Consider the following 14,213-nt stretch of genomic DNA (forward strand, 5'->3'; position numbering starts at 1 on the left):
CATAGACAGGTATCACTCACAATAAATCCTCTCCCGCGATTATCACGACTGAGAACAGGTCTCTGCCGAACAGTGTCGTTTAAGTTGTCAGCCCGGGATATCTACTCGAGTATCCCCCACTGAGCGCACATGTCTCCCCATCCTCTCGAGACGTTCGTTACCCGGACACGGCTCCTGTGTGAAGCTGCGCCGCCGGAGACGCTCGCCGAAACGACGCCGATCGTCGACATGCTGTTGAGCGCCCTCGGCTGGGACACCGTCCAGGACTGCCGGCGGAACGTCTCGGTGGCGGGAACCACACTCGAGTACGTCTGTTCGGTCGGGGCGACCCCCGCGCTGTTCGTGGCCGTCGACTCGGCGAGCGCGTTCCCCTCGAGCGATCGCCTCTCGGCGCTCGGGACGTGCCTCGCCGAAACCGGGGTCGATCGAGCGATTTACACCGACGGCCGCGAGGCGGTGTTGCTCGCCGGAACGAACTCGATCGACACTCACAACTGCGACCTTCGCCGCCGGGAGACGCTCGAGCCGCTTCTCGAGCACTACCAGCGACGGGCGCTCGAGCGGCGTCTTGGGCGCCACTCCAGAGCGACCGTCGCTCGCCGGCTGGCCGTCAAGCGCACGGCGGTGCGAGAGACACTCGTCGACGACCTCGAGGCGGTCACCGGGTCGGCCTACACCGATGAACTCGAGGCGGCCGTCGACCGACTCCTCGATCACCTGGTTGGTTCGTTCTCGGGGACCGACGTTGCGTCCGCGTCCGGAAACCCCGACGCCGGAACCCCGACGTTCGAGAGTCAGATCGAGGCCGAGGACGAGGACGAGAGCGAGTCCGCCGAGGAGTCGACTCGAGCACGCGTTCAGTACCGTGACCGGCTCCTGGATGTTTCCGACGAGCGAGGTAACTCGCAGTCGCGCTCCTCGTCACACGGTGAGTCGACCGATTCGACCCACGACCGGCCGACCGACTCATCGGCTCGAGTCGACGCTGGCACCTCGAGTGACTACGACGAAGCCTCCAGCATCGTCGATGGCGACGATGATGGTGAAGACGGCGATAGTGACGCCAACGACGGTGACAGCGAGGACGGCGACGCCAGCGACAGTGAGGACGGCGAGTACGTCGCCCGGTTCTTCGCCGATCACGGCTCAATCGGGGCCATCGGCCACGGTTCGTCCGCGGAAGCGCTCGTCTACGCCGCTGAATTCCTCCTCGAGCGGGGGCTCTCGGGCGTCCGCGTTCCGTGGCCCGAATCGGAACCAGAGACCCCTGACACCGACGATACCCTCGACCGCCCGGTTCTCGTCGGCCAGGACGGTGCAACACGCCTCCCACGGAGTCGACAACTCTCGAACGGCTACCACCTCAATACCGCGGGTTCTCAGACCGACCACGCCGACCGAGTCGAGGCGCTCGGCGCTCGAGCGGGGTATCGGGTGATGTTGACCGGCGACTGGGAGTGAGCAGTACTCGGGGTCGGCGTAAACGTTCAGTACTCGAGATCCGCGTAGACGACGTGAATCGTGACGCGGCCGTCGCCGCCGAGATTGCACCCATCGTCGCCGAATCCACGATCATCGAGCGTTCGTTCCCAGGCCATCTCGTACTCGGATTCGACGACGGTGATATTCACCTCGTCGCCTCCGGTGTAGGTCCGTCGGGTCGTCTTCGACGTGTTCTCTGTGAGCCGAAGTTGGTTGATCTCGCTACTCTGGAGGGTCCGCGGTTCGGCGTCGATCACGAGCAGTGAGATGACGGCGGTGTCGTCCCGACAGCGGAGCATAGGTTCCTCGAGGGCGACATTCCCGGTGTGGTCGCCGCGGAAGATGGCGCCGCCCTCGTATGCGATTGTGTCGGTGCCGCTGCCGGCTTCGTAGACGAGGCCGCCGGTTGTGACGTTTGTCTGATTCTTTCCCGAGACGTGATCGACGGTGATTGTCAACTCCGTCCCCTCGTGCGCCGTCGACACCGACCCACCGCGGAGGTTGAGTTCGCCCGCTCGAGCCGTCACGCCGTCGTACCGGACCACGTCGTTGAAGTTGTCGCTCAGGGCGTCCATCGCCCGCTCGGCGTTACGAAGTTGCTCACCCTCCTGGTAGCTCGTTAGCGACTGCATCCCGAAGACCGACACCATCGTCACCGAGCCGATGATGATGGTGAACACGAGGATGAACGCCAGGACCTCGGAGACGGCGCGATCGTCGTGATCACAGGAGGTGGTACGATCGAACATCAGCGATCACGCTCGAGTCTGACCTGAGCGCCGTCGTGGACGATTCTGATGGTGCCACCCGACACCGAACTTTCGTGTTCGACGGGGGCGGTCACTGGCACGTAGACGTCTACGTCCGCACTTTGGGCGCTGAGGCGCATGCAATTCGTCGCGTTCGTGAGTAACGGTTCTTCTGCACAGGTTTCGTTTTCCAGTAACGTTACCGTATACCGATTCGAGGCGACCATCGACGGATGGTCCACGGTCAGGTTGGCCGTCCCGTTCCCGGCCGCAATTCGGTCGACAGCCGAGATTTCACCCGAGAGCCGTTCGCCGATTGTCTCGAGCGATTGCTGCGCGCTACGATCGGTCTGAGACTCGAGAAGCGTCCCGGCGGAGATGAGGAGTCCGGCGACCAGGACGGTCGTGATGCCGAGGGTGAGGACGTGGGTGATGGCGATGGAGACGCCGCGGTCGTTCGATTCGGGTCCAATCACGAGTCGGACACCCCCAGCGGCATCGGCACCTCGAGCGTTCGAGACTGTGTGAGGCCGTTCGTGGTGTACTCGAGGCCGATCTGGACGGCCACGACGACGTTTTCGTCTGTTTCCCAGTCGTCGGACGCCGACCCGTTCATGAACACCTCGAGCTGAACGTCGTCCGCACCTGGAATGGGCGTGACGACCAGGTCAGCGCTCGTCGTCGGTGAGAGCTTGCTCGCCGAACACGTCGTCCGTTCCGCGCCGTGGACCGTTCCCGTGACGAAGTCGATCGTCGCCGACTCTCCGCCAAATTCGATCTCACAGCGGTCGTCTCCCTGTTCGATCTCGAGCGTATCACCGTCGCCCTCCAATATCGTGACGTCCGCGTTTTCGTCCAGTTCGACGGTGACGTTACTGCCGTTGAGATCGGCGCTCTCGAGCGTAAGCGCCACCCCATAGATACTGGCGCCCGACACGGTTCGTTCGGCAGAGAGGTTCGCGGTCGCGTACGTCCCATCCACTGTCGATGTGTTGCTCGAGACGATTGCCGGTCGATTCGCCGCCGTATGGTTTCCATAGCGGTTCAAAAACGCATCGACGTCCTCGAGAACCCGGTCACCGTCGCTCGAGTTGACGACCACCGCTTCTCGATGCTCAGTCACCGTTAGCACCCCTTGGGTCACTTCTGCCGCCGTCCGCTCGGCGTCCGAGACGGTCTGTCCCGACGCGCTTGAGGAGAGCGTCTGCGTGTAGAGGACGCCGTTGAACACGACGACGACGCCGAGGAGGATGAACGCGATGGTGACCGCGGAGATGAGGACGAGCTGACCGCGTTCGCGGTCTCTCGTCTCCTGTGCCATCACCATACGACCACCCGTACCTCCACGACGTTGTAGAGGCCACTATCGTCGTCGATATCGGGGATGTACCCATCAGTTTCATCGATGTCGCCGAGCGTTTGGTCTTCTCCAGACGTCGTAATCGGCTGATCGTCGTGCAGAATGACCGTGTAACTCGCCGTCACCGCCGTACTCGAGGGCGGTCCTTGGTTGACGAGTTTGATCGGCGGGGCCGCTTCTCCGGACTCGTTTTCATAGTGTAACTCGACGTTGTAACTCTGGCCGGCGTCGAGGTGCTGATTCAGGATCGCTCCCAGGGTCGACTCGTTGGCGAACGCCGCCGTCGAGTACACGCCCTGGACGCCGCTCGACTGATTTTGGAACTCCACGAAGTCGTTGTCCCCGTCGAGTTCGACGTTTCGGAGCACCTCCGAGAGATTGTTCTCCTGCTGGGCGACGATCAGCGCGTCCTGGACCTGCTGCTGTTGCTGGGCCTGGGCCGTCCGATCGACTGCTCCGCCCGACGAGGGCGTGATGACGACCGACTGCACCGCGAAGAGGACGGCAATCAACAGGATGAACGCCGCGATGAACCCCTCGAGCGTGTACGCCTGGCCGCGATCGGTCGTTCTCGAATTCGGTGTATTCCGTCTCATGGTTACCACACCCTCACGACGAGTCGACAGGCGGGGTCGCAGTCGACGTCGTCGGGTATCGCCGACGTATTCGAAACCGTCACGATCCGCGTCGCACTACCCGCCGACTGGCCCCGGTACTCGTCTCCAACGCCAAACTGGGGATCTCGAGTGGCGTTCACGACCGTCACGTTGATCCGATCGATCCGAACCGACCCGGTGTCTCGCAGCCCCAGTCCCGCGAGCCCGTCGGGATCGGCGTCCTCGAGCGCCGCCAGATCGAGGTCGTTCGGCTCCCCGCTCGAGTACTCTGTGACAATCTCGCCGGCGATTCGGTCTGCCTGGGCCGACTCCGGCGCTGTCGACGCCGAAAACGGCGTGATCAGCGACGGGACGAACGAGAACACGAACGCGACCGCGAGCAGGAACACCCCGATGCCGACCGCGAAGTCCTGGGTGGTCTGGCCTCTCGAGTCGAGCGAGATCGAGACGGTGCGGGGGCGTCGACGCGACATCTCAGGCCACCAGCGCCCAGGCGACGAGGGCGATCGTCGAGAGGATGATCACGTACTTCAACCCGCTCAGCAGGTCGGCATCGCGGATGTAGCCGCTGATGAACCCCGAGAGGACGGCCTGCAAGGTCACCGCGTGGAAGAACAGCAGCGACAGCTGATCGATGTCGACGTTCTCGCTGAAGTTGGCGTCCGCGAGCTGGCTGTTCGCCCCGGCGTCGACGTCGCTGCCACCCGTCTCGAGGCCCGCCATCGTCCCGATGAACTGGGTCTGGAGGATGGCGATCACCGCGAGCAACGTCATGAACGTCATGATGATGATGACGACCTGCATCCGCGTCCGGGACTTTCGCTCCCGTTCGATGTCGTCGTGATTCTCGCTCGAGCGGGCGGCCGTCCGCAACACCGCCGAGATCTGGTTCGACGCCTCCTGGGACTTCGTGATGAGCTTGACCGTCCGGGCCAGCCGCGGGATGTGGTACTTGTTGTTGAACTCGACGAGCGCCTCCGAGAGGCTCATTCCGTAGTTGACCTTGGTGTGCATCAACTCGAGTTCGCGAGCCAGGCGCCCCGAGGTCGTTTCGGAGACGGACTTGAGCGACTCGAGGAGCGTGAGGCCGGTGTCGTTCGCGCTCGCGAGTTTGCGTAAGTCTTCCGAGAGCGTCTTGACGACGGCGTTTCGCGAGATGACGTTCCACTCCCGGAAGACCGAGAGCGGGACCATCGTGATGTAAAGCGGCGCGTAGAGGTAGATGAACGTACCCCAGACGGGCCGTGCTTTCATCCCTTCCCACGAGGTCGGCGCGCTCCCGTTGACCATCGCCGTCGTCACGACGACGAGGGCGGCCGGCACGGTCAGTGCGAGCGTGAACAGTGGGTTGTCCCGGAAGAAGAGGTGCGGTGCCTGCAGAACCTTGACGGTCTCGTGGGTGCCCTCACGGTTCTTGATCCGGTCGAAGACGCGGTGGGCGCCGGTGTACTGCTCGACGAGACCCAGGTTGAGGAGGCCGCGGTCCTGCTCGTGCTTGATTCGGCTGTCCCCACTCGACGTTCCGAGGTAGCCGTCGCCGGGTTCGTCGTGTTTGACCGTCGAAACGAGGACGATGAAGGCCATGCCCGTGAGCGGAATCAGTCCGTACACAGACATGAACAGTAGGTTGGGATTGACGTCCGCGTCCGGCACCATCTGCATGATCACGAGGATGATGATCAACAGGAGCGGAAACAGCGAGAGTGTCATGTACATCTCGCCGAACAGTTCGAGCGTCTCGAGGGTGAGTTCCTGCTCCTGCTTGGCGGTTCGCATGTGTTTTTCCTTCTTGTCCTCGAGGAAGCTCTCCATGTCGCCGCCGCTGTTGACGATCGAGAGCATGTCGGTCAGGAACTGCGAGAGGTCGTCGCTGGGGGTCTCGATTGCCTGCTTTCGGATGGCCGTCCGGTAATCGACGTCGAAGTATTCGGTCTCCTGGACGATGCTCTGGAACTCTTTCGAAACCTCGCCGTAGGTGTCGTCGGCCTCCGCCATTGCCTCGAGGATCTCGAGCTGGTTCAGTCCGCCGACCGAGAGGGCGTACATGTAGGAGACGGCGTCCGTCAGGAGCATGTTGATCTCGCGCTTGCGCGTTGACGCGCGCGAGTACGGAATTGCGACGAGTGTACCGAAGCCGAAGGCAAACCCGAGGCTCCCGAAGAACAGGCCCGTCGTGACGATCAGTGTCGGAATCCGCAGCGTGTCGATAATCGCGAGGACCGTCTCGCTGCTGACGGGGAACCCGATGATCGTATCGACCTGGATCACCCCGGTGGCGAACAGGCCGTACCCCAGCATCAGTCCCATGAGCCAGAGTACGAGGCCGGCAATGAATCCGATACCGAGCGACCGTGAGAGGTACATCTCGACGGTGTCGGTCATCCTGGCCTGGGCGAGTTTCGTCTCGAGGTCGGAGACGAACTGGCTGTCCTCACTGAACAGCCAGTCGTAGAGCGGGTAGAACGTCTCGCCGAGAAGGTCGGAACTGCTCGCGATGCCGCCCGGTCCGTCGCTCGACTGGAGGCTCATGCGTCGTCTGCCTCCGCGTCGTCGTCAGCCGCCTCGTCGTCTCCGTCCTCGGAGAATATCGAGCCCGACACGCTTCCGCTGATCCCGTCGCTCCCGCCGTTGGCGTCGTCGTCATCGTCCGAGAATATCGAATCACCACCCTCGTCACCGAAGATCGAGCCGTTCCCATCGTTCGAGTCGACGGTATCCGTTCCGGTACTCGAGTCGGCCGGGCCGTCACTCGCGCCAGCGTCGGTGGTCTGATTCTCGTTGTCGAAGATCGACCCGTCGTCCTCGTCGAAGATCGACCCCTGGGGGGCTTCCGTCGGGGTGTCGTCGCTCGAGCCGTCAATATCGGGGTCAGCGTCGTCGCTCGGGCCGTCGGCGTCGCCACTCGTCGGGCTGGACCCGAATATCGAGTCCAGATCCCGGTCCGGGAACATCGCGTCGAATCCCGACGTGTCGGGACCCGGTTTGGAGTGCGTTTCCGTCCGTGTCTCCGTGCTCGGCCCCTCCTCGAGGCGCTCGAGTGTCGACCCCATGTCGGAGAACAGTCCCTCGAGGGTGCCGTCTCCCTCCTCGGTCGTCTCCGTGGTTGTTGTGGTCGAAGTGCTGTTCGTGTCAGACGTATCGGTCGCAGCTGACGTATCGGCTTCAACGGACGTGTCAGCTGTGGTGCTCGACTCCCCTGCCGTACCGTGATCAGTGCTCGAAGCCGCCCCTGTGTCTGCCTGCTGAGCCGTCAGTTCCTCGCTTTCGTCTTCGGGGCCGGGACCGGACGCCAGCTGACTCGCCTCGCTCGTCGTCTCGTCGGACCCAGTCGCCGGCTGGACCTCGTCGGTGGAGCGGCTAGACGTCGATTCGTCCGACACAGCCGTCGATGCTTCCGCCGGCCCGGCCTCGAGTTCCGGCGCGGACGCCGAAGCCGTCGGCGTCTCGCTCGTCGAATCGGCGGGCGTCGACGACGCTTCCGCCGCCGCTCCGTCGCTCGAGTCGCCGGTAGCGAAGTCCTCGTCGTCGTTCAGCCACGCGGGACCGTCACCCGAATCGAAGGCGAACTCGCTCGAGCCGTCGCCGAGGTCCCACTCGTCGTCCGGGACGTCCTCGTCGACCTCGCCGCCGAAGTCGAAGTCGTCGACGTCGGCCCGGTCGACCTCGATCGGGTCCGCCTGCTCGACGTCACCGAGCGCGCTCGCGAGGCCGCTCGGGATCTGTCCCCGATACTCCTCGAAGAGCGACTCCTCGGCCCGCTCGAGGATGTCCGTCGAGAGGTTGTACGTCTCGGTAGTCGAGTCCGGCCGCGGGACCAGTTCCTCCTTCTCGGGGTCGACGTCGATCAAGACGCTCTCCATCTCCTGGAGGTCCTCGAGGCTGTTCTCGAGCTGGCCGTTGGCGATCAGCGTCAGGATGGTCTCCTGGTCGTTGATGAACGCCTGGACGGTCGCCGCCACTTCCGAGTACGTGTTGAGGCCGTTCTTGATCAGATACGCGAGGATGACCTGCCGCTTGAACAGCTCGGTCCGGAGCTTCTCGTCGTTCCAGCCGCGGTCGAACTTGATCTCCTCTAAGGTGTTCGAGTCCCCCATCTTGAGGTACTCGTCGGTCTCGGCCTGCCACTGGTAGACATCCTGGACGTTGATCTCGTCGTGTTCGGCCTCGTAGTGGTTGATCTCGGTGAGCGATTTGTTTCGGCGGACCTTCTGGCCCTGCACCCGGGTCTGGGTCTGAATCGAGACCAGGTCCAGCGCCGTGAACATCGTCTTCGAGACGTTGATCGGGTCCGTCGTGAACCGCTTGAGCACCTCGTCGACGGAGTCAGCGTGGAACGTCGTGTACGTCGTGTGCCCCGTGGACATGACCTGGAACAGGGTTCGCCCTTCCTCGCCCCGGATCTCACCCATCACGAGGTAATCGGGACGTTGACGCAGTGCGGCGCGCAGCAGGTCGAACTCGTCGACGTCGCCCTGGTCGTCGTCGGCGAACGACGGGCGGGTGACGGAGGCGATCCAGTTTCGCTGTGGGAGTTCGACCTCGCGGGTGTCCTCGATGGAGACGATCTTCGTATTGCTCGGGATGAACAGCGAGACTGCGTTCAGGCTGGTCGTCTTCCCGGACGCCGTCCCACCGGCGAAGATCAGGCTTTTGTGGTTCTCGATGGCGAGCCAGAGGTAGGCCATCTCGTCGAGGCTGAACGTGTTCCAGTTGATCAGGTCGACCGGGGTGAACGGGACGTCCTTGAACTGTCGGATCGTGTAGTTGGTCCCGTGGTCGGAGACTTCCTTGCCGAGGGTCAACTGGGCGCGCGAGCCGTCGGGGAGGGTGGTGTCGACCTGCGGCAATCGCTTGCTGATCCCCTTGCCCGAGCGCTGGGCGAGTTTGACGACGAAGTCGTCGAGTTCGCTCTCGCCGTGGTAGATGTTCGAGATGACCTGTTCGTACCCCGAGTGGTAGACGAACACCGGCGAGTTGTAGCCGTCACAGGAGATGTCCTCGACGTTGATGTCGTGTTTGATCGGGTCGATCCGCTCGTAGCCGAGGAAGTTTCGCTTCAGAAGGTAGAGCAGTTTCTCGACCTGGTACTCGGTCAGCGTGTCCGGGTCGTCCTCGAGAATCGCCGGCTCCGGCCTGGCCGCCGTGCCCTCGAGGTAGAGGTCGGCCGCCGTCGGCGTCTCGTCCTCGTCCTCGAGCAGCGTTCGCAGGGATTCGATGATCCCCTTCGTGGTCTTCCCGCTCGACTTCTCGAACAGGTCGTAGCGTTTCAGCAGCCGACGGGTTTCCTCCTCGATGACCTCGCGGCGGCCGTCCAGGTCGGCGGTGTGTTTGATCCCGTCGTCGGAGTACTTGATCGCCGTCCGCAACTTCCCGCCGAGGAAATCCCGTAGCTCCTCTTCGATCGGATTCAGGTGGGGCTCGACGGCGTAGTACTTCTTCTCGTTTTCCTTCTCGGAGTGGAAGATGATGACGAACGCGTAGGGTTTGTTCACCCAGTAGCGCTCGACCTCGCGGTAGTGGCGCTTCTTGGCGAACGGAACCGCCTTCTCGAGGTCGTACCGGTTGACGACCGTCGTGTCGCCGATCTCCGTCGAGAAGAACTTGTCTTCGTCGAGGTCCTCGCTGACGTTGACCGTCCGCTCCTCGACGACGTCGTCGAGTTCCATCGCGGCCTGCCCGCCCTGGTGGAGCTTCTGGCGGATGTCGTCCGGGTCGAACCCGAGCGCCTCCTCCTCGTCGAACGACTCGATTTCGCCCGACCCGTCGCGGGGGCGACTGCCGTCCTCGTCGTAGTAGTACTCCCACTTGTAGTGTTCCCAGGTGTAGAAGTCCTTCAGAACCGGGGTGGTTTCGGGGTCGACGTAGGTGAGAAAGATGTCCTGGAGACGGTCCCCGTTCGGCTGAAAAACCTCGCCGATCAGGTCAGGCAGTTCGTCCGGATCGTAGCCCAGGTGCGGCTCCGGATCGAACTCGACGCGCTCCCAGTCGGCACCGTAGGGTGCGGTCGACTCCGCCGAGCCGTCGGTATCGAGCCCGAGCTGGTCGTCAGGACCGCTCACCCCGTGGGGATAGAGAATCGAGATTTCGTCCTCGTAACCGTACTCCGTCATGAAATCGGCCCACGTGTACGCTCCGACCCGAACATCGGCACCTCGAGTCGGCTCGTGTGTCGTCTGTGTATTCGACCCCGACGCCGATCCCGAGTCACCACCCTCAGTGACTGCACCCGGATCGGTCTGGTCGACGTCCTCAGTAGCCATTGACTCCCTCCAATCTCTCATCCATCAAAAGTTTCATCCAGAAATTACCACTTCTGATAATCTCGAGCGACGCCGTCCGTGTCACTGTCTCGCGCCCCGTCGATTGTCTCGGTCTCACGCGCATGTCAGCACCTCCACTGTATCTACCGCCCGTTTCGACCCCGTTTATTTTTGTCTTGTGGTTAACGTTAAAATACTATCATTTGCGACTGACAGTCGACGATTCGTCAGGGAGTGGGACCGACGGGTCCCGTTCGTCCAGTCTCATGAGTTCTGATCGCCGAACACGTTCATCGGCTGAACAAACCGCTCATTTTATTATTGGATGCGGCCGTCTCTCACCAGAGCAGGCATTATGGCACTTCCTCGTCTTCGCGACGAACTCAGTCCGCTCGCGTGGTGGATACTCGTCCTCTCGACGGTCGCCGTCGGGATCGCGCTCGTCGGGACGATCATCCTCGCCGCCGAGTTCGGAGCCATCTTCTAACACACCATGCAGCACACTTCCTTCATCCCCTCGAAAACGGTCCTCTATCACGCCGCCGGGCTCTTCCTTCGCGTCTACATCACCATCGTGATCGTGACCACCGTCTACAGCCTCCTCTGGTTGCTCGAGATCGCGGGCTACCTCGACGAACAGATCATCGGCGTCATCTGGATCTCGATCGCGGCGATGGGATCGGTGTTTCTCGTCCTCCTGATCCCGCTCTACTGGTCGAGCCGGTCGAAAAGCAGGTAGTCGAACGATCCTCGTACACGAGTGATATGCGTCACGGGCTGGATGGTTGGACTCGCCCCGGTCGGGTGATCGAACTCGCGTTCGACGCAATCGACGCGAAGCAGTGGCCGGTAGTGTGCTACTTCCTCGAGGCGACCGTCGACCCCCCAGGCTCCGGGGCCCGGCATCCGACGAGACTGCCGTTCTCTCTCGACCGATTTTCGAATTACCGATAAAGGGGTTTGAATATGCGCGGCCGAGTATGATGAGCTATGGCTCGAAGGGGAGACGGGTCGAACAGAGTGGTCGCGATCTGCGTCGAGTGTGGATCCTCCCACGCGGCGATCGTCTGTGAGGGCGGACGAATTCGCCCGATTGGGACGGACGCGTGTCCCTGTGGCAGTCGCGACTTCGAGATAATGGAGTGACGAGTACCGCTCGAGGGCCCTGCCAGCGTCTGGTCTCTCCAGGTTCGTGCCCTGGACGTTAGAACCGACCGGATCGCGTCGCTGCTCGATTTACAGCGCTCGTTCGAGGGGGCTGGATTACCGGCCGTTCACAGCTCGGTATATACCGCCGAGTCCCCTCCGAACCGAATTTCGTACACCGGCCACGTTCCGTCTTTCTCCCCGCCCATCCCCGGCGACCCGGACGGCATTCCCGGAAACGCGATTCCAGCGATATCGGGTTCATCTTCGAACAGCGTGGCGATGGTTTCGGCTGGAACGTGACCTTCGACGAGGTAGTCGTCCAATTCGAGGGTGTGACAGCTTCGAAGGTCGGGTTTGATTCCGCGATCAGCCTTGAAAGCCTCGAGGTCGTCGGGAACGACTGTCTCCAGGTCAGTCGTGAGTGAGTCGTCGAGATACTCCGCGTAGACGTCACAGCAGTTACAATTCGGCCCTTTGTACATCGTCGCGGCGGTCACCGCAATTGCTTCGTCCGTCTCCCACTCGTCAGTTCCATCGCTCAGGCACCCTGCCAGCGCAACGGCGAGTGCACTCCCGCCGGCCAGCAAAGCCGCGCGTCTCGACATCTCTCTCATTCGTACTCCATTGGTCTCTCGAGAGCCATTTCTGTGTCGATACTTCCAGACGAACGAGAATTGCCCGATTGCCGATGGTTGCGTCACCCGCAAACGAGCGGGCGAATCGGGTACCCGAACCCGAAAAGAGCGCCGATCGGATCGTTACTCGAGATAGCCCAGCGACTCGAGTCGTGCTTCGACTTCGTCCTGGGCCGCCCCCTCGTATTCGTCCGTCTCGGTTTCGGCTTCGACGGAAGTGAGCACTTCCTGCATGACGAACGCGACGTACTCGTCGGCGGAGTCGAAGTCGCTTCTGGGGAGCCGAGTTTCGATCCTGGAGACGAGTTCCGACGGAAGGGTTATCGACTCGCGTTCGTCGCGTTCTAGCGCAGCGTGGTCCGAACTCATTAGCGTGAGTTAGACTGCGAAGCGTATTATTATCGGGTGTATAAGCCATCATAGCGCCTCCGTAGAATACCAAACGTTGATTGGGGAGACCATAGACCGTAGCGACAGTAATGGGAGATCAACGGAACGTCATACTCGTCACGGTCGACAGTCTTCGACTCGACTACTGTAGCTATGCAGACGACCTGTCGGACGCGATGCCGACGTTGAAGCGCCTCGCAGACGACGGCCTCGCGTTCGAGAACGCGATCGCGACGGGGCCTGCAACCCACGAGTCGGCGACGACGTTCATGACCGGCGAACACGCGGTCGAGCGACCGGGTAGCACCGAAATCACCAAATCTCAGATGCGAGAGCACATCCGAGCGCATCTCCGATCACAGCGAACGCTCGCCGAACGGATGTCGGCGGCCGGTTACGAGACCGCAGGATTCACCGCGAACCCGTGGACCTCTCGCTACTTCGGGTTCGACGCCGGCTTCGATCACTTCGAGGACTTCATGGACGAGGACCTCTCGAAGGGGCTCATCGAAGGCGGGCGGCCGGAAAACTCCGCTCGCTACGCGCTCGCCCAGGCGCTCAACTGGTGGCAGGGTCAGGACATGTTCATGTCGTGGGAGAACTACTACGACGAGATAACCACGTGGCTCGAGCGTACGGACGACCCGTACTTCGCGTGGGCGTTTCTGGTAGACCCCCACCTTCCGTACATTCCCAGTGACGAGTATCGCTCGCGCTCGCGACTGATGACGTACCTGGCGAACATGTGGATGTACGCCGGGCGACCGGACTGGTTCGACGAGCGGTTCCGCGCGGCGCTTCTGGACGCGTACGAAGACACCGTGCGACACACCGACGCGTTCCTCTCGCGGCTCGTGAACGACCTCAAGGAGATGGACGACGATCCGTTGCTCATCGTTCACGCAGATCACGGCGAGCTCTTCGGCGAACACGGACGATACGGCCACGGCGGGTATCCTCACGAGGAACTCGCTCACGTCCCGCTGGTCGTCGGGAACGGGCCGAACGACACCGTGACGGAACCGTTCTCTCTGCGGCGCCTCCCGGAACTCGTCTCGACGCTGGCAGCGGGCGAGGACTACGAAGCGCTGACGGAGCCGTGGGTGGTCACGCGGAACAGAGACCCGACGACCTGCATCCGTGGGAAGAACTGGAAGTTCGGCAGACGACACGACGGCGAGGAATTCCTCCACGCACTGCCAGGTAACGAAGACGAGCAACTGGACAACGAGGAACTGCGCGGAATCGGTCGCCAGCTGGTCGACGACTGGGAGGAAGCCAAACGAGAGCGCGAACGAATAATCCGCGGCGTCGACGAGCTACCGATCGGCAGCAAAGTCTGAGCGGACTGGATCACCAGGCGGTTCCGGGAAATTTAGCGACGGCTCGATGGCCAATCGCTAGTTACGGTCACAGACGAGACACAAGCGCTGTCCCCTGTAGAGACGTTGGTTGGGAATCGTGTGGTCTCTGGATGGGCCCTGACGGATTCGAACCATCGACCACTCGGTTATGAGCCGAGCGCTCTAACCAGACTGAGCTAAGGGCCCCTTTCAATCGGGGGAAAACGG

The 14,213-nt window shown here is 62.3% G+C and carries 13 protein-coding genes and 1 tRNA gene; 4 read left to right on the forward strand and 10 right to left on the reverse strand.

Annotated elements, in window-relative coordinates; all coding sequences use genetic code 11:
- Positions 1 to 129: 129 nt before the first annotated feature.
- Complete coding sequence (locus ACFQS4_RS15855) at positions 130 to 1,461, forward strand: hypothetical protein (protein WP_500194217.1); 1,332 nt, start codon at positions 130 to 132, stop codon at positions 1,459 to 1,461.
- A 26-nt stretch (positions 1,462 to 1,487) separates the two neighbouring features.
- Here ACFQS4_RS15855 and ACFQS4_RS15860 read toward each other — a convergent pair whose 3' ends face one another.
- The 7 genes from ACFQS4_RS15860 to ACFQS4_RS15890 are packed head-to-tail and all read right to left on the reverse strand — an operon-like array spanning position 1,488 to position 10,468.
- Entirely contained in the window at positions 1,488 to 2,231 is a 744-nt protein-coding gene (locus ACFQS4_RS15860) for a DUF7289 family protein (RefSeq protein WP_500194219.1), read from the reverse strand.
- Positions 2,231 to 2,707: a DUF7266 family protein gene (locus ACFQS4_RS15865; RefSeq protein ID WP_500194221.1), complete on the reverse strand. Its 477-nt coding sequence runs from the start codon at positions 2,705 to 2,707 to the stop codon at positions 2,231 to 2,233. The genes ACFQS4_RS15860 and ACFQS4_RS15865 overlap by 1 nt, the downstream gene beginning before the upstream one ends.
- Positions 2,704 to 3,552 carry a DUF7261 family protein gene (locus ACFQS4_RS15870; RefSeq protein ID WP_500194222.1) on the reverse strand — a complete coding sequence of 283 codons (849 nt, stop codon included), beginning with the start codon at positions 3,550 to 3,552 and terminating at the stop codon, positions 2,704 to 2,706. Before ACFQS4_RS15870 ends, ACFQS4_RS15865 begins: the two co-directional genes overlap by 4 nt.
- Positions 3,552 to 4,187 carry a DUF7288 family protein gene (locus ACFQS4_RS15875; RefSeq protein WP_500194223.1) on the reverse strand — a complete coding sequence of 212 codons (636 nt, stop codon included), beginning with the start codon at positions 4,185 to 4,187 and terminating at the stop codon, positions 3,552 to 3,554. The genes ACFQS4_RS15870 and ACFQS4_RS15875 overlap by 1 nt, the downstream gene beginning before the upstream one ends.
- Positions 4,188 to 4,189: 2 nt before the next feature.
- Positions 4,190 to 4,681, reverse strand: a complete 492-nt coding sequence (locus tag ACFQS4_RS15880) for a DUF7287 family protein (protein WP_500194225.1) — start codon at positions 4,679 to 4,681, stop codon at positions 4,190 to 4,192.
- Between the two features lies 1 nt (position 4,682).
- Complete coding sequence (locus tag ACFQS4_RS15885; protein ID WP_500194227.1) at positions 4,683 to 6,737, reverse strand: type II secretion system F family protein; 2,055 nt, start codon at positions 6,735 to 6,737, stop codon at positions 4,683 to 4,685.
- Positions 6,734 to 10,468, reverse strand: coding sequence for a type II/IV secretion system ATPase subunit (locus tag ACFQS4_RS15890; protein ID WP_500194229.1), 3,735 nt, complete (start codon positions 10,466 to 10,468; stop codon positions 6,734 to 6,736). Before ACFQS4_RS15890 ends, ACFQS4_RS15885 begins: the two co-directional genes overlap by 4 nt.
- Before the next feature lie 355 nt (positions 10,469 to 10,823).
- Here ACFQS4_RS15890 and ACFQS4_RS15895 point away from each other — a divergent pair, with 355 nt between their 5' ends.
- Both ACFQS4_RS15895 and ACFQS4_RS15900 read left to right on the forward strand, forming a co-directional pair.
- Positions 10,824 to 10,955 carry a hypothetical protein gene (locus tag ACFQS4_RS15895; RefSeq protein ID WP_500194232.1) on the forward strand — a complete coding sequence of 44 codons (132 nt, stop codon included), beginning with the start codon at positions 10,824 to 10,826 and terminating at the stop codon, positions 10,953 to 10,955.
- 6 nt (positions 10,956 to 10,961) lie between these two features.
- Positions 10,962 to 11,207: a hypothetical protein gene (locus ACFQS4_RS15900; protein WP_500194234.1), complete on the forward strand. Its 246-nt coding sequence runs from the start codon at positions 10,962 to 10,964 to the stop codon at positions 11,205 to 11,207.
- 535 nt (positions 11,208 to 11,742) lie between these two features.
- Here the strand turns inward: ACFQS4_RS15900 and ACFQS4_RS15905 are convergent.
- Entirely contained in the window at positions 11,743 to 12,222 is a 480-nt protein-coding gene (locus tag ACFQS4_RS15905; RefSeq protein WP_500194236.1) for a DUF411 domain-containing protein, read from the reverse strand.
- Between the two features lie 153 nt (positions 12,223 to 12,375).
- On the reverse strand, positions 12,376 to 12,621 hold the full coding sequence (locus ACFQS4_RS15910; RefSeq protein WP_500194239.1) for a hypothetical protein: 246 nt from the start codon (positions 12,619 to 12,621) through the stop codon (positions 12,376 to 12,378).
- Positions 12,622 to 12,731: 110 nt separating this feature from the next.
- On the opposite strand from ACFQS4_RS15910, the gene ACFQS4_RS15915 reads away from it, so the two are divergent.
- Positions 12,732 to 13,985, forward strand: coding sequence for a sulfatase (locus tag ACFQS4_RS15915; protein WP_500194241.1), 1,254 nt, complete (start codon positions 12,732 to 12,734; stop codon positions 13,983 to 13,985).
- A gap of 132 nt (positions 13,986 to 14,117) precedes the next feature.
- Here ACFQS4_RS15915 and ACFQS4_RS15920 read toward each other — a convergent pair.
- Positions 14,118 to 14,192, reverse strand: a tRNA-Ile gene (locus tag ACFQS4_RS15920).
- Between the last annotated feature and the right edge of the window lie 21 nt (positions 14,193 to 14,213).

Origin of the sequence: Saliphagus sp. GCM10025317, assembly GCF_042663665.1 — an archaeon.
Taxonomy (GTDB): Archaea; Halobacteriota; Halobacteria; order Halobacteriales; family Natrialbaceae; genus Natronosalvus.

What these genes read in the sequence shown, in the direction of transcription:
- ACFQS4_RS15855 (WP_500194217.1), top strand. Translation starts at nt 130, where the DNA reads ATGTCTCCCCATCCTCTCGAGACGTTCGTTACCCGGACACGGCTCCTG.
- ACFQS4_RS15860 (WP_500194219.1), bottom strand. Translation starts at nt 2,231, where the DNA reads ATGTTCGATCGTACCACCTCCTGTGATCACGACGATCGCGCCGTCTCC.
- ACFQS4_RS15870 (WP_500194222.1), bottom strand. Translation starts at nt 3,552, where the DNA reads ATGGCACAGGAGACGAGAGACCGCGAACGCGGTCAGCTCGTCCTCATC.
- ACFQS4_RS15875 (WP_500194223.1), bottom strand. Translation starts at nt 4,187, where the DNA reads ATGAGACGGAATACACCGAATTCGAGAACGACCGATCGCGGCCAGGCG.
- ACFQS4_RS15880 (WP_500194225.1), bottom strand. Translation starts at nt 4,681, where the DNA reads ATGTCGCGTCGACGCCCCCGCACCGTCTCGATCTCGCTCGACTCGAGA.
- ACFQS4_RS15885 (WP_500194227.1), bottom strand. Translation starts at nt 6,737, where the DNA reads ATGAGCCTCCAGTCGAGCGACGGACCGGGCGGCATCGCGAGCAGTTCC.
- ACFQS4_RS15890 (WP_500194229.1), bottom strand. Translation starts at nt 10,468, where the DNA reads ATGGCTACTGAGGACGTCGACCAGACCGATCCGGGTGCAGTCACTGAG.
- ACFQS4_RS15895 (WP_500194232.1), top strand. Translation starts at nt 10,824, where the DNA reads ATGGCACTTCCTCGTCTTCGCGACGAACTCAGTCCGCTCGCGTGGTGG.
- ACFQS4_RS15900 (WP_500194234.1), top strand. Translation starts at nt 10,962, where the DNA reads ATGCAGCACACTTCCTTCATCCCCTCGAAAACGGTCCTCTATCACGCC.
- ACFQS4_RS15905 (WP_500194236.1), bottom strand. Translation starts at nt 12,222, where the DNA reads ATGTCGAGACGCGCGGCTTTGCTGGCCGGCGGGAGTGCACTCGCCGTT.
- ACFQS4_RS15910 (WP_500194239.1), bottom strand. Translation starts at nt 12,621, where the DNA reads ATGAGTTCGGACCACGCTGCGCTAGAACGCGACGAACGCGAGTCGATA.
- ACFQS4_RS15915 (WP_500194241.1), top strand. Translation starts at nt 12,732, where the DNA reads ATGGGAGATCAACGGAACGTCATACTCGTCACGGTCGACAGTCTTCGA.